This is a genomic window from Bacillus sp. AFS023182 (assembly GCF_002560575.1).
In the GTDB taxonomy this organism is placed as follows: domain Bacteria; phylum Bacillota; class Bacilli; order Bacillales; family Bacillaceae_G; genus Bacillus_A; species Bacillus_A arachidis.
Window position 1 is genome coordinate 1 of sequence record NZ_NTRO01000025.1, and the last position, 15,251, is coordinate 15,251.

At 36.7% G+C, this 15,251-nt stretch carries 12 protein-coding genes and 2 pseudogenes; 10 read left to right on the forward strand and 4 right to left on the reverse strand.

The genetic code is table 11. The features are described from left to right. From CN288_RS13410 to CN288_RS13420, 4 genes are all read left to right on the forward strand, one after another. Positions 1-5,556 (forward strand): amino acid adenylation domain-containing protein (locus tag CN288_RS13410; RefSeq protein ID WP_141527969.1); only part of this gene is annotated, 5,556 nt, incomplete at its 5' end. Between the two features lie 93 nt (positions 5,557-5,649). Continuing rightward, complete coding sequence (locus CN288_RS30015; protein ID WP_141527972.1) at positions 5,650-5,721, forward strand: helix-turn-helix domain-containing protein; 72 nt, start codon at positions 5,650-5,652, stop codon at positions 5,719-5,721. 220 nt (positions 5,722-5,941) lie between these two features. After that, positions 5,942-6,640: a 4'-phosphopantetheinyl transferase family protein gene (locus tag CN288_RS13415; RefSeq protein WP_369680623.1), complete on the forward strand. Its 699-nt coding sequence runs from the start codon at positions 5,942-5,944 to the stop codon at positions 6,638-6,640. Beyond that, positions 6,640-7,362, forward strand: a complete 723-nt coding sequence (locus CN288_RS13420) for a thioesterase II family protein (RefSeq protein WP_098302431.1) — start codon at positions 6,640-6,642, stop codon at positions 7,360-7,362. The genes CN288_RS13415 and CN288_RS13420 overlap by 1 nt, the downstream gene beginning before the upstream one ends. Positions 7,363-7,537: 175 nt before the next feature. Here the strand turns inward: CN288_RS13420 and CN288_RS13425 are convergent, their stop codons facing one another. Both CN288_RS13425 and CN288_RS13430 read right to left on the reverse strand, forming a co-directional pair. Then, positions 7,538-7,849: a hypothetical protein gene (locus CN288_RS13425; RefSeq protein ID WP_098302432.1), complete on the reverse strand. Its 312-nt coding sequence runs from the start codon at positions 7,847-7,849 to the stop codon at positions 7,538-7,540. Then, positions 7,849-8,943, reverse strand: a pseudogene (locus CN288_RS13430) (response regulator aspartate phosphatase). The gene CN288_RS13425 and the pseudogene CN288_RS13430 overlap by 1 nt, the downstream one beginning before the upstream one ends. 58 nt (positions 8,944-9,001) lie before the next feature. Here CN288_RS13430 and CN288_RS13435 point away from each other — a divergent pair. From CN288_RS13435 to CN288_RS29290, 5 genes and pseudogenes are all read left to right on the forward strand, one after another. Next, entirely contained in the window at positions 9,002-9,304 is a 303-nt protein-coding gene (locus tag CN288_RS13435) for a hypothetical protein (protein ID WP_098302433.1), read from the forward strand. A gap of 224 nt (positions 9,305-9,528) precedes the next feature. Further along, positions 9,529-9,906, forward strand: coding sequence for a hypothetical protein (locus tag CN288_RS13440; protein ID WP_098302434.1), 378 nt, complete (start codon positions 9,529-9,531; stop codon positions 9,904-9,906). Between the two features lie 388 nt (positions 9,907-10,294). Continuing rightward, positions 10,295-11,049: pseudogene (locus CN288_RS13445) on the forward strand (alpha/beta fold hydrolase). Between the two features lie 293 nt (positions 11,050-11,342). Further along, entirely contained in the window at positions 11,343-12,455 is a 1,113-nt protein-coding gene (locus CN288_RS13450; RefSeq protein WP_176527672.1) for a Rap family tetratricopeptide repeat protein, read from the forward strand. Further along, the gene (locus CN288_RS29290) at positions 12,452-12,580 is read left to right on the forward strand and encodes a Phr family secreted Rap phosphatase inhibitor (RefSeq protein ID WP_217994256.1); all 129 of its coding nucleotides are present in this window, start codon (positions 12,452-12,454) and stop codon (positions 12,578-12,580) included. The genes CN288_RS13450 and CN288_RS29290 overlap by 4 nt, the downstream gene beginning before the upstream one ends. A 295-nt stretch (positions 12,581-12,875) precedes the next feature. On the opposite strand, the gene CN288_RS13455 is transcribed toward CN288_RS29290, so the two are convergent. Continuing rightward, on the reverse strand, positions 12,876-14,009 hold the full coding sequence (locus CN288_RS13455) for an oxygenase MpaB family protein (protein WP_098302435.1): 1,134 nt from the start codon (positions 14,007-14,009) through the stop codon (positions 12,876-12,878). 429 nt (positions 14,010-14,438) lie between these two features. Here CN288_RS13455 and CN288_RS13460 point away from each other — a divergent pair, with 429 nt between their 5' ends. Next, entirely contained in the window at positions 14,439-14,897 is a 459-nt protein-coding gene (locus tag CN288_RS13460; RefSeq protein WP_098302436.1) for a hypothetical protein, read from the forward strand. 184 nt (positions 14,898-15,081) lie between these two features. On the opposite strand, the gene CN288_RS30020 is transcribed toward CN288_RS13460, so the two are convergent. Then, positions 15,082-15,234: a hypothetical protein gene (locus CN288_RS30020; protein ID WP_369680622.1), complete on the reverse strand. Its 153-nt coding sequence runs from the start codon at positions 15,232-15,234 to the stop codon at positions 15,082-15,084. Positions 15,235-15,251: the final 17 nt, after the last annotated feature.

Consider the following 15,251-nt stretch of genomic DNA (forward strand, 5'->3'; position numbering starts at 1 on the left):
ATTTGGAAGCAAGTATTAGGAATTAAAAAGGTGGGAATCCATGATAATTTCTTTGAAATTGGTGGAGACTCGATTCTCAGCATTCAGATTGTCTCTCGTGCGAAGCAAGCAGGTTTGCATTTGACACCAAAGCAAATGTTTGAACATCAAACGATTGCCGAGTTGGCGCAAGTAGTCAAAGAAGAACAGGGTGTACAAGCAGAGCAGGGAGTTGTAACTGGAGAACTGATCCTTACACCAATCCAGCAATGGTTTTTCGCACAAGATCATCCGAACCCACACCATTGGAATCAATCCATGTTTTTTAGAACAAAAGAGCGACTGGATATAGTATTACTGGAGGAAGCTGTGCGTACCCTTCTAATCCATCATGATGCCTTGCGTTTAAGATATGAACGTTTACCGGATGGAGCTTGGAAACAGCGGAACGAAGGGATCGAAGAACAATCGACGCTGACCGTGATTTCATTAGACGAAGTGCCGCAAGCAGAATGGCATCAAGTGATTCAAACGGAGATTGACACTGCACAAGCAAGCTTACACTTAAACGCAGGACCGCTAATGAGAATGGTGTATTTTGATGAAAGTGAGAAAAGAGCCGGTCGATTATTCTGGGTGATTCATCACTTAGCAGTGGATGGTGTTTCTTGGCGGATTTTACTGGAGGATCTACAAACGGCGTATAATCAAGCGAGTCAGGATCAGAAAATCCAATTATCTACGAAGAGTACATCCTTTAAAGCGTGGTCGGAGAAATTGCATCATTACGCTGAAGCTGGGATTGCGCAAGAAGTGCGTAATTACTGGGAGCAGCAGTTCGAACAAGAAGTGGCTATGCTACCAGTGGATGCAACCCTTGAAGATCCAGCAAACACAGCAACTGAGGAGATTACCGTGGTGCTGGATGAGAAAGAGACCCGTGCGTTATTGCAAGAGATTTCAAGCACCCATCGTGTCCAAATCAATGAAGTACTATTGACAGCATTGGTACAGGCTACGGCAGCATGGACAGGTCATTCGACGCTGACCGTGGATCTGGAGGGGCATGGTCGAGAAGAGATTATTGAAGACATTGACCTATCGAGAACCGTAGGATGGTTTACAAGTATTTATCCTGTTCACTTAAATATTACAGGTGCCAACACGCCAATTGCAGCATTAAAAGCAGTCAAAGAACAAGTGCGCCAAATTCCTAATAAGGGCATTGACTATGGGATTTTGCTGTACTTGAATCCAGCGATGCGTGAGCGATTGGAGTCTCAGCCTGCACCGTCCGTTAGTTTTAACTATCTTGGACAATTTGACCAAATGTTCTCTGACGATGCGATGGTTGTTCCGGAGACCGGGTTTACGCGCTTAGACCATGCTCCTGGTTCCAAGCGATCACATTTAATCGATGTAATCGGAATTGTAACCGATGGAAAACTTCAGTTCACTTGGGTGTACAATGTTGGACAGTTTGCGAAGTCAACCATTCAAAGTGTTGCAGAGAATATGCTCCATCAACTGAGAGGATTGATTCATTCTTCGGGTGGAGAATCTGCGCTGACCGTTTCGGATTTTGCGATTGCAAATCTCACCCCAGCAGATTTAAACAAAGTACTATCTAAGATGAATCGTGGAAAGATCCATCCGATTATCGACCTGTATCCACTATCACCTTTGCAGGAAGGCATGCTCTTTCATACACTGCATGATCAAGGGAATGAACATGCAGCGCCGTATATGGTGCAATTAAATTTCCTGCTTAGAGGGGAATTGGATATCCTTACATTTGAGCAGGCGTGGAAATCGGTGATTCAGCGGCATGAGATCTTTCGTTCAGCATTTGTGTGGGAGGAGATTGAAGAGCCCTTACAAGTGGTGTATGAACATATCCCGTTTAAACTGAATGAAGTGGATTGGCGTACGTTGTCTGATGAAGAAAAAGAGGAGAAACGAAAAGCCTTTTTGGCATCGGATCGAAAACAAGCCTTTCTTTTTGATGAAGCGCCATTGATGCGGGTGACTGTCATTCAAGAAGCGGAGGAAGAATATCGGGTTGTTTGGACGCATCACCATATTTTGTTGGATGGATGGAGCCTGCCACTGGTATTTAACGAATTGCTTACAGTGTACCAGAAGAGGATGAAAGGAGAGGCTGTGGATTTACCTAAGTCACCGCCATACAGGAAGTATATTCAGTGGCTGAAGGAGCAGGATCAGGAGCAAGCGGAAAAATTCTGGAGAGAGAAACTCAGAGGCTTTACAGCGCCAACCCTACTTGGCTTAGAAAGTAAGGAGCAAGAAAAAGGTTACACAGAGAAGGTAACTTATTTATCAGAAGAGCAAACCCAAGCGTTACAAAACTGGGCGAAGCGCAATAGGCTCACTTTGAATACGGTAATTCAAGGTGCGTGGGCCTATCTCATGAGCCGGTATAGTGGAGAAGATGACATTGTCTATGGTGTAACTAGCTCAGGACGTCCTACGGAGATTATTGATGTTGAAAACATTGTAGGTCCTTTTATTACCACATCACCGACGCGAATTCAGTTGATAGATGATATAAAAGTAATGGATTGGTTGCAGAAGATACAAGAGGAAGAGATAGAAAGAAGACAATATGAATATGCTTCTTTGACGGAGATTCAAGGATGGAGTGAAGTTCCTAGAGGAACCCCACTGTTCCATAGCTTGTATGTGTTTGAAAACTACCCAGTGAAAGAGGAGTCTTCAGGAAATCTAGAAATTGGTGAGTTGGAAGGAGTAGAGCAAACTCATTATCCATTAGGATTGACAGTTGTTCCAGAAAGCCAGTTGTTGTTAAAGTTGAAGTATGATTGTAGCAAGTTTAATGGACTCACCATTGAACGGATGCTGGGTCATTTAAGCCAGGTGTTAAAGCAAATGATCGAGAACGTTGATCAAACTCTGTCGGGGCTGGTGTATGTTACGGAAATAGAACAGAAACAACTACTGGAAGAATGGAATGATAATGCAGCAGCGTATCCACGTGAGAGTGTGATTCACAAACTGTTTGAAGATCAAGTGGATCGTACACCTGATGCGGTGGCAGTGGTGGATGAAAATCAGCAGTTGACGTATCGAGAGCTGAATGAAAAAGCAAACCAATTGGCCCATTATCTTCAGAAATGTGGGGCTGGGACGGAGTCATTGGTCGGGCTTTGTTCCCAACGTTCAGTTGGGATGATTGTCGGTCTCATGGGAATCTTGAAAGCTGGATCAGCCTATGTTCCGTTGGATCCATCGTATCCAGAAAGTCACCTACGATATATTCTGGAGGACACAGGAATTCAAATATTGGTTACAAACGAAGTATCACAAGGTTGGATACCTGAAGAAGTTGAAACAGTTTGTTTGGACCGGGATCAAGCAATGATTTCGCAAGAAAACACCCTTTCACCAATATGTAAAGTGACAGGAGAAAACTTGGCGTATGTTATCTACACTTCAGGTTCGACCGGGAATCCAAAAGGGGTTTTGGTGCAGCATCATTCGGTATTAAATCTATCCTATGGTTTACAGAAAGAGGTTTTTTCACATCGGACACCTGTTAACATGCGCGTTGGTCTAAATGCCTCAATCGCCTTTGATTCATCCGTTAAACAATTACAAATGCTTTTGTATGGTTCTGGTTTGTATATTATTTCAAACGAAGTTCGCAGTGATCCTCAACAGTTTGTATCTTATATTCGGGAGAATAAGTTGGAAATGTTCGATATAACACCTTCACTACTCCAATTACTCATAGATGAGGGGTTGTTAGAAACAAATGATAGTGTTCATGTTCCAAGCAAGGTACTGGTCGGTGGAGAAGCAATTGTGCCGTCACTGTGGGAACAATTAGTAAGGGCTGACAAGATCCATTTTTATAACGTGTATGGTCCTACAGAATGTACGGTTGATGCGACATGCTATCGTATCAAAAAAGACAGTAAAAGAGTAACCATTGGGCGTCCGTTGCCGAACGTTCAAGCCTATGTATTGGATGGGAATTTGCTACCTGTTCCAGCTGGTGTAACGGGTGAACTTTATATCGGTGGAGCAGGCCTAGCGAGAGGATACTTGAATCGTCCAGAGTTAACGTCCGAACGTTTTATTCCTCATCCATTTAATGAAGGGGAACGGTTATACCGGACGGGAGATCTAGTCCGCTATTTAGCTGATGGCCATTTGGATTTTCTGGGAAGAATCGATAATCAAGTGAAAATTCGAGGCTTCCGGATTGAGCTTGGAGAGATTGAAGCGAAATTAGAAAGTCATTCATCGGTGAAAGAGGCAGTAGTTTTGATAAGAGAGGACCAACCAGGAGATCAGAGATTGGTTGCCTATGTGGTGGGTGAAGGAAGTATGCATGAATGTCGTGAGCATCTCAAGAGACAAGTACCGAATTATATGGTTCCTGCACACTTTATTAAAGTAGACGCGATTCCGCTTACAACAAATGGGAAGGTTGATCGAAGGGCACTGAACAGCTTAACGATTCAAAGTGAAAGTACCTTTTCTACACCAATCATCCCACGGGATGAAATCGAGCATCAGCTGATTACGATCTGGCAGGATGTGCTACAGATAGAAGATGTCCATGTAAACGATGATTTCTTCGATAGAGGGGGGCACTCTCTCCTGGTAATTAAATTGATTTCAAAAATCAGAGAGAAATTTGGAAAAGAGATTAAGGTGTCCGCATTGATTGAGAATCCGACAGTGGAAGGGATCGCTTGTCTCATCCGTGACAATCATGGTATGGAAAAATCGTTTTCGGTTCTGATTCCATTACAAGAATCAGAGAAAAGGCCTTTCTTCTGTGTTCATCCGTTTATGGGTAATGTATTCTGTTACATTCAGCTAGCAAGGCTACTCAAGGATCACTGCTCATTTTATGGTCTACAGAATCCTCTCGTAGAGAAAGAAGGAATGGACGGGTTGACTTTGTCGGAAGTAGTTCAACTCTACACCGAGGAAATGAAGCGAGTTCAGCCAGAGGGGCCGTATCGTCTGGGAGGATGGTCTCTGGGCGGTGCCATCGCCTATGAAATCGCAACTATACTACGGAACCAGGGAGAAGAAGTTGAGGTGTTGGTACTAATGGATACTAAGGTGCCTTCAGAAAAGGATTACAAGACAGAGGATGAAATGCTATCTTATATATTGGAGCATTTCATCCATTTAGAGCTAGTGGAGCAGGAAGAAGAGCTCGTTCATCAACAGGACATGCTTGTTAAGCAATTAATTGTGGAAGGAGTGCTCCCGTCTGATGCAGATCTTACGAATTTGAAGCAAATTATCAATGCTCACAGGAAGTGTCTGAATTTAATGGCAGAGCATGATTTAATACCATATTCTGGGGAAGTCATTTACTTTAGTGCTGAGGAAGATAAAGAATTGTTCACGGATTGGAAGCCGTGGTTACGGGGGAAAGTGAATAAGTATTCGGTGCCTGGGTCGCATGAGGAGATCGTCTTCTCCCCAGCAGTGGAAAAGATAGCCAAATATCTCGTAAATGAATTAGAAGGGATAGAAGGAGCGTACCTTTCGTTAACCACAAAGTAGAGTGTCCAGAAGGATACAACTTTATGAATATAAATTTTCACTATCAAAGGTATTATTTGTGAATAGTGATGTGAATGTAAAAAAAGCCGCTCAATGACTGTGCATCAAATTTGTGACATTACGAATATATCAAAAGCAGCACTGTATAGGGTTCTGGTGCAATAGAGACATAGAAACATACATGGACAGTTCAATGACAGATTATGATGCAATTACCCTGAAGTTTCTGCACCAGAACCGAGTATTTTAATTATATTTCTAGGTGAAAATTGTATATTTACATTAATATGTAAATATACAATTTTTTTGCTTTATATGTATTTCGAGGGTGTTACGTAATACATAAGATTTTACACCTCTAAAAAGGAAGTGATTTATAATACGAATTCACGCTGTAAAAATACCAAAGGATATTGATAATAATTTGTTTAATCAGTTTAGTAATTTGATTTCAAATGAGAAAAGAGAACGAATAAAGCCTTTAATAAAATTGGACGATGTTAATAGGATTTTGATAGGAGATTTGTTAGTCCGTTCTTTAATCTGCGAAAAATATAAAATTAATAATGACGAAATTAAATTTGTATGTAATAAGCACAGAAAACCTTTTGTTAAAAATTTTTCTGATTTTCATTTTAATATTTCGCACTCAGGAGAATGGGTGGTTTGTATTACTGCTAATTCAAATGTTGGTATTGATATAGAAAAAATTTCAGAAATAGACGCTCTTAAATTAGCACAAGAATTCTTCTCAGAGGACGAATTTCATGATTTATCTAATATAAATTCTGATGAACAAATTAGTTATTTTTTTGATCTTTGGACGTTAAAAGAAAGTTATATAAAAACTATTGGGAAGGGGCTTTATATCCCGTTAAATTCATTCTCCATAAAAAAAGAAGCTCAAAATTCAATTTCATATAAGAACATACCTCGAAATTTTCACTTTAGACAATATAATATTGAGCCTAATTATAAGATGGCTGCTTGTGCAACACTAGATGAGTTACCAAAGGAGATAATAATTAAAGATATTTATACAATTTGCCAGAATATAAAAAAATTTAATCGAGGGAGACAGTAATGACGAAGATTAAACTCTTTTGTTTGCCACATGCTGGGGGATCTGCGTTTAATTACTCAAAATGGAAAAAATACTTTAATCCATTTATTGAAGTAATTCCTATAGAGTTAGCCGGTAGGGGATGTAGAATTGAAGAAAGCCTTTATCATAGTATTGAAGAGGCTGTAAATGATGTCTATAAAATTATTATTAAGCAGCTAAATAATTCACCATATATTCTATATGGACATAGCATGGGAAGTTTGATCGCCTATGAATTAGCCAGGAAAATACAAATTTCCAATGACGTATTACCTGAGTTTCTTGTTTTGTCTGGTAGAAATCATCCAAATAGCAAAATAAAAGATATCCGACACAATCTACCTAATGAACAATTTAAAAATGAAGTTATTGCTATGGGTGGTACACCATCCAAGGTGTTTCAATCAGAAGAATTAATGGAAATCTTTCTCCCCATTCTAAGAGCGGATTTTAAAATCGTAGACACATATATACATAATAATATACAAGTATGTGATATTGATTTTCTAATCTTAAATGGAAAAAATGATGAATTAACTTCATATGAAGAGGTGAAAAAATGGGAGCAATACACAAATAAAATGTGTACATTCCACTCTTTTGAAGGTAAGCATTTCTTTCTACATGAAAACATCGAAGAAATAGCAAGCATAATTATAAGAAAGTTAGTTCCTCAAAGATCCTTAATGTGTTTTTTTTAGAATTTGATGAATTTATTTTAAGGCTGAAAAAGAAAAAATATCAAAGGTAACTTCCGCATTTGAAATATAATATAGGAACAAAGTAGAGCGACAATCAGCTGCGATTTAATTCGAAGCTTTTATTTTAACTATAAAAAAGAACGCCTAGTGTGAGGATTTTGGCGTTCTTTTTTTATTAAATTATTGTTTCACCGTGTGTATTCGTAGGTGCAGGTGGTTGTCCGTAGTCATAAGCCGGTGCGGGCGTATCACCTTTATTATCGGTAAGAGACCAAGTATCACCTTTATTATCGGTAAGAGACCAAGTATCACCTATATTGTAAGATGAAGACCAACCTTCTCCATGTGTATGTTCAGGTGCACCACCGGTATGCCCATCACTATACGCCAAATCCGGTTTTTGTGGTGCGGGTGTATCACCCTCAGCCATTGCTAAGAAACCAAATGCTGTAACGGATAACAGTAGTACTGTTTTAAGTCTTTTCATTACACTAACGCCCCTTTTTCTTCATATTTTTTTCTTGCTTCATTACTCATGTGAAAATACTTACTTGCTTTCTTCTCGTTCTTTTCCTTATAAAACATAGTTGCTAATATTTCAGTGTATTCTTGTACGCAACGTGTTAAGTTTTCTACTTCGAAGTAGGAAATTCCTTCTAAAACAACACTTTCCAACGTTAGAGAATCAGAACCATTATTCATTTCCTTTAGGATATTAAAGCGGTGCACGTATTCCCTATTTTCTATCCTAGTACAAGCTGCAAGCCCTTTTTCAATTAGTGTATCAGCCTTGTTGTGTTCGCCCGATTTATAATGTTCCCAAGCCTGTAAGAACATAGCTTTATAATGTTTTGGAAGATGTTCTGTAACTTCTGATAAACGACGGATAGCTAAATCTGAAAGGTTTTGATTTGCGTATAACCAGCCTAAATTATTTCTAATACGTAACAGTAGTTCCGTGTTATTAATCTTTTTAACAATATCAATAGCTTTATTTAAGTGTTCTTCTGCTTGTTCAAATTGTCTTATCTGTATACATGCTAAGCCTAGGACGTTCTCTCATAAAGCAATGTTAATGTCATAGCAGTTAGTTTTACTGAAAAAGTCTTTTGCTTTACTAGCATGTGAAATAGATGGTAGAGGTTTATAAGTTTGGTAATAGAAAGATGCCAGCTGATAATTAAATTCTGCTTTTTCTAATTCGGCAGGTACATACATTAATAGTTTTTCGGCTTTCTCAAAATGTTCCCCAGCTTCATTGTATACTGCAAGAATTGTGCTGTGAATTGCTTTGAAAAAATGATAATAATAGGATATAAAGTTGTTATCCGGTATATCAAAGGAGTTAATTTCATTAAAGCTATCTTTTGTAATGCTTAAACCATCAGTTAGTACTTTATATCTAAAATCTAGTAAGGAGTAATATAATAATAAATTTTTGTCTTCTTTTATATTAGCAGTCTTCTCTTCAACTTCTTTTTTTAAGTTAGTTGCTTTTAATTCCTGTTGCTGTAACATTGCCTAATACCAGTCATTTAACAAGTTTGTAACCTGTTCATTCCCCTTCATTTGAACGTTCATGAAATCCCCTCTGTTTTTTGAATATTCTTATAATATACGATAGCTAAAATGGAATACATTGGAAATTGATATTCGCTTTGAATCTTTTCCATATGAGCCGCATAGCAAAATCAAAAATCTAGATGATTATGAAAGGTTTATGGAAAATAAGCGTATTTTTGGAGCGAGATTGTTTGAATGTGCACAGAAGCGGGGGATCCTTGCTAAACGTAAAAATACGAAATTGCTTGTAATGACTGTTCCAATTCAAGCAATGACAATTCGTGAGACAGTACAAAATATCAAAAAGCAGTTTGTAGCAGTCGAAGATTGTATCGATGAAGTTATTAGTGAAATGAAAAGAGAGAAATTAATAAAATAATGTTTAAGTTTAATATTGATAAATTTATTGAAGATATGTATGTAATAATTCGGGAAAATTGTACTAACTTTTCACCCAAAATTCTATAAATACAGAAAGTTTTACAAAAAAATACATAGAAGTGTATATATGTAATATTGAGATGAATCGATTTTTATTATGAATGAGAACCATAATACGCCCATTTCAATTATCATTAAATATACATAAAGGGGAGAAGGAATTTGAAAAGAAGAATTGGTACAGCAGTCGTTGGTTTATCTGTTTTAGGTTTTGGAATCTTTGGTGTTGCTGATGGAAATGATGGAGGTATCGTTCAAGCAGCTTCGATAGGAGAGCGTGGTGGAGCTCCTGTTTATAGTCATGCTGACTTTCCAGCTTCATCTTATAATCATGGAGACGTACCTGCGCCAAAATTAGAAGCAGATGGAGACACAGGAGCGCCAGTATATACCCATGCCGATCATTGGTCGCCAAGTTATTCGTATGGGCATACTGGAGCTCTTGAGTATAGTCATGCCGACCTACCTGCACCGAAACTAGAAGAACATGGGGATGTACCTGCACCAAAATTAGAAGCAAGTGAAGCCCAAGCTAATTAAGAACATGGTACAGGAATTTAATAAACGCTGATAAAAGGGTTATATACTTTAGAGAAAAGACATTGTTATAAATTACAAGGTCTTTTTTCTTTGTGAAGAGCGTCTCTACTTTCAATCCTGCTGCTTTTTTTGTGTGTTTTTGAAAGTTTCTTTATTTGTAGGAATTGCACATACTATCTTGATTACAAAAACGTATATGTATCGTTTTGTGTTAGTTTGAAATAATGATTGATGATTTAAAACAAAGTCCGATCATTTATAAAAAAGATTGATAATTAATAATAAAGTTCGATAAAAATCTAACTTCAGGATTTTTCATTAAACAGAGGGGCAGGTTATTTGAAAAAGGTGGAGAATATTGCTAGTGTTTTTGCATAGGGGGGATAGAATGGGAGATACAAAGATGATAGCTCAAACAGTGAAGGAAACATTTGTTCAACTTAATGGTTTTAAATTATTTGCAAAATTTTATGGAGATAAAAAGAATACACCAATTGTTATAATGGATGCCGGATATGGGGACTATTCTAAAACGTGGAAGTATATTGTGTCTGAAATTTCTGTACTTACAGATGTACTCGTTTATGATAGGGCTGGATTAGGAAAAAGCGAAAAAAGCCCGAATCCTAGAACAAGTACATATATGGTAAAAGAGTTGAAAGAAGCCCTTATTCGATTGAATATTAGGCCTCCTTACATCTTGGTAGGACATTCTTTTGGTGGGGGGTAAATGCACGCATATATACTTCTGAATATCCTCAAGAGGTCGCTGGGGTAGTACTAGTTGACTCTACACCCGAAGATTATAAAGAAAGGTTTTTGCCAACAATGTCTAAGGAGTTTCAAGATGCTTACAACAAACAATTTGTTTATGAAGGTACATATGATGAATTTATGGAAAGCTTGAAACAGCTAAAGGATTCAAGAAGGGAAATAAGTATCCCTTTAATTGTTATATCAGCAGGGAAAAAAGCTCATTATTCAGAAGAATCACAAGGGCTATGGAATAAAATGCAGAAAGAGATTCTTCAAATATCTTCTAATGGTGAATTTATAATAGCTAAAAATAGTGCACATTATATACAAAATGATGAACCAGAAGTCGTAGTTAATGCAGTAAAAAAGTTAATTGACAATAGTTAAAAATTAGATTGTTAAATAATCAAACTTTTTATAAAAATTTCATACTTCATTAGAAAGCTTAACTCTATTTTGATCAAACTTAATTCAAAATGGAGCTTTTTTATTAGATGCTTGATTAGGTTGTGCGACTTCGTTTGTATCAAACTTAATTCAAATTCTACATTTTGTAAATAGTGATGTTCTAAATGTTCTGAAAAATATTTAGAAACCGCAGAGTTAAAAAAGAGACCTTAAAAAGACAGAAATTTCTGGTAAGATTAAATATATATATAATATGGATGAGGAGGATTTATATGTCGGTAACTATGGGAAGCGAAAAAGTTACAAAGTTATTGAATGATTGGTATATTGAAATTCGTTCAAGAAACATTACTAAAGCCCATCGTATGAAAGAACAGATTGATAGCATAATTCAAGAATTAAAAGTGGAAGAACGGGAATCATTAGAGGATAAGAATTTACTACTATATTATTCTCTTCTCGATTTTCGATATAGTTATTTGATTGATAATGTAAGTTTATCTCAAGAGAGCTTTGATAAGATTGATTCTTTCAAAATACCAAAAGATGAGTTTCTATCTTATTATTATCATTTTTTTAAAGCAATTCATAAGAGTGCAACAGGTAGATATAATGAAGCAAGCGAACATTTTGATAAAGCAGAAGAATTTTTAAAGAACATTCCTGACGAATTGGAAATGGCTGAATTTTATTACAAATTAGGTTCATTTTATTATGATAGATATCGAGGTCTTTTAGCGATTAACTGTGTTAGTAAGGCAAAAGAGATTTACCGTAAATTTAATGGATGTGAAACAAACATTGCTTTTTGTGAAAATCTATTAGGTTTAGCTTGTACCCATTTAAAGGAGTGGGAACTAGCAGAAGAACATTTTGCAACTGCGATGGATCAATTGCAAAAGATTGGTGAAGAATATTATATTTTAATGGTTCGACACAACTTTGGTTTGTTATATGCAAGTCAAAATCTTTCCACATTAGCAATTCGTTATCTTTCTGAGGTGGTTGAGAAGAAGCCTAAACATTATAAAGCTATCCTTATTAAAGCGAAAGAGCATTTTAAACTTAAGGAACATGAAATAGCAAGAGAACTAATTGAAAAAGGATTGCAAATTTGTAATAAATTGAAGCATGAGGAATATCAGCATCGTTTTATGATTTTAGAAGCGCTGAATGGGGACGTTCCTGCTGAAAAACTTGAAGAAGTAGTATTAGCAGGAGTTAAGTATTTTGAAAGAGAAGAGTTATATACTTACGTGCAAGAATCTTTGGAAGAATTAGCGATTAAGTTTTATCAAGAGGATAACCATTCTAATGCAAGTAAGTATTTTTATTTAAGTGCACAAGCGAGAAAAAAAGCAGTTGATAAGGAGGCATTAAAATGAAAAAAACAATGACTATTTTAATGGGAATGATAACGGTATTAACTTTAACATTGGGCATGCAATTACCGGTAGAAAAACAACATAATTCAGAGTTTACAAGATTTGCAGATGGAGATCATCACTAATAGTACCTTGTTATACTATGATTGAAATGAGTTTGGAAAAGAAATAGTTGCAAAGAAAAAGACATACGACTGTGAACTGCACCTCCAATTGTTAAACCGTGTTTAACAATTGGGGTACAGTTTATTGAGAAATTAGGCTTTTTAATAGGAAAAGTAGGACACATATTAACAAAATACTTTCTTAAATCAGGGATCAAATTATTCAAGTAATCGGCCATTATCCCCAACAGCGGTACGACTACCAATGAATACAGTCTGCCACATATCATTTGCCAAGTATAAGGATACGCATGGTTTATTCATTTTTACCCCCTTTTTTTGCATCGCCATCTATTCCCCATACCTTTCGTAGTTCTGTTGGTATGAGAAACGGAGTATACTCATAATTGGTCATAGTGAGTGACTGACGCCTGAGCAATGCCAGCCCGAGTTGATTAGCCATACTTCCAAAAACACCTGAATAATCAGAATCAAAAAAAACCATTAGTTCTTTGAATTTCATTAACTTTTGCCAATTGGAGCGGGGTACTTCCATCCAATCGGCAATTTCGTTTCCTGCGATTTCTCGAATTAGAGCAGGAATAATGTTATCAAACACCTCACCTGGAATTAGATCTGCATGATATTCAAGAAGAGCCTGAGTCATCTGAATTCCTTCGGGGGACGGACCATGATGCCTTCTTCCAATCGTTTCTGTTAACATTATTGATTGTTCCATGGTCTCTGGGATAATGTCCTCCCGAACTCCTAACATGGATCCTACGATTTTCCAAAAATACAGATAATCTTCGGCCTGTTTTTCTGTTATCTTCATACCTAAGCGACGAAGGCCATCAATGATAACACTAGAGAAGGTTAATAGAGTACCCAACAGATCCTCCTGACAAATGGGGATACCATTTTCTTTTTCGTCCCATCTACCGGTTTGTTGAATTAAGTGACGAATAGCTGAATGCATTAAACGAACTTTTTGGATCGCTTTGATTCCTTGACCTTCGGGTTCAAGCCCATCTGGTGCCATGACATGAAGGATGAATTGTCCTGTTTCAGCTATGCTGCGGTAGGCATTTTGACCTAAACGATAACTGAATGTAAGGACCTTAACACCTTTGCGTGCTGCATAACAATACACAAGTGAGCCTGTTGATAAAAGTAAAGTGATAGCAATACCATGTTCCCGAAATAAGTCAGTAGCGTTTCTCATTCGGGCCCAGTCAACTCCTTCTGGACAACAAGCTGTATCTCTCAGCCAACTTTCGATGTTATCAGGAAGCTCTTTTGGATAAGACTGGTCATTGTTAATTAATTGTTTCAACAAAGAGTTTACTGCACCAACCTGACTATTTTTGAACAATTCTTTAATAATTCCATCCGGAATAGGGTCACCTTCCATCCGTAAACTCTCCATAAACTCGTCGGTATATAACATCTATTTCCCCCCTTAACTGTTTATTGTCTATAATCTAGTTAACCCGAAGAAGAACAAGAATATATTCAACGATACATATATATTTTATTTATAAAAGTAATATGAAAATCTATGAATAGTTAATGGCATTGCAGGCAGTATGAATAAACATAGGCAATAATAGACTCTCGAAAATAATAGGTGGTGAATTAACATTAGGAAAACAGTCAAGCAAATCTAATTTTTAATGGAGATAATGTGGTGAAGGACATAAAAAAGGGTTTTGGTGCAAGTAATCTATAAAGCTTAGATATACTGATACTATCAATCTAAAAAAGGACGTTAAATGGTGAGTAATTCAACACATAATGGTTACATATTTCAACAAGCTATTTATAATGAAGCTATGATGAATTATTAGGCTGTAAATAGGATAGAGGAGTGTTGTAAGTGGGATTTTTTGACAATTTAAAAGCGAATGTAAAAAATGCAAAAGAGGCGATTACAGAGCAAAAGGAAATTGATAAGTCATTAACAGACAAGTTAAATTGCGAGGTGGTTGAAGGAGAAAATCATATATTCACAAAACATTTTGCAATGGGTAAAACGAAAGATAGCTATGCAATGATTAACCGAAAACATAAAGTGAAAATTATTGCTTGTAGTGAGTATCATGAAACAGAAATAGGAAAGTCTGCAACTAAAAAAATTGCAGGTGCAGCTGTTGGTGGAGCATTAACAGGAGGTATTGGTGCCGTTGTAGGTGCAATTGCAGTTGGTAATAATAAAAAGACAGTACATAAATTTGATAAATTAGTGGCTATTGATGAAAATGGTTATACACATGAAATAATTCTGAAAAGCACACTTTTACAAAGGCAGCTCATCAACAAACAATATATCAATTAGAAGAGAGAAACAATTTCTTTAAAAATATTATTGTATTGAAATGAATCGGTATAATTTAAAAACACAGTAATGCTCAAGGGCGTGCACTTGCTCTTGTTAACAATGGAAAGTATATTAATTTGACTAGTGTAGGTTTTGGTGCAAAAAAGGAATAAAATGCATATGTTCTTAACGGAATCGTATCTTATACAGCAAGTGCAAACAATTTATGGATGAATTCTTTCTGTTTTTGGACAGACTGGTCCCGTAAATCAATTTGTTCTTTTTTAATCAAATGCATGGCTTCTACTCCAGAAAGAATGGTTGTAGCTGTGTCAAAAGATTTGAACCCTAGCATAGAACGAATTCGCTTTT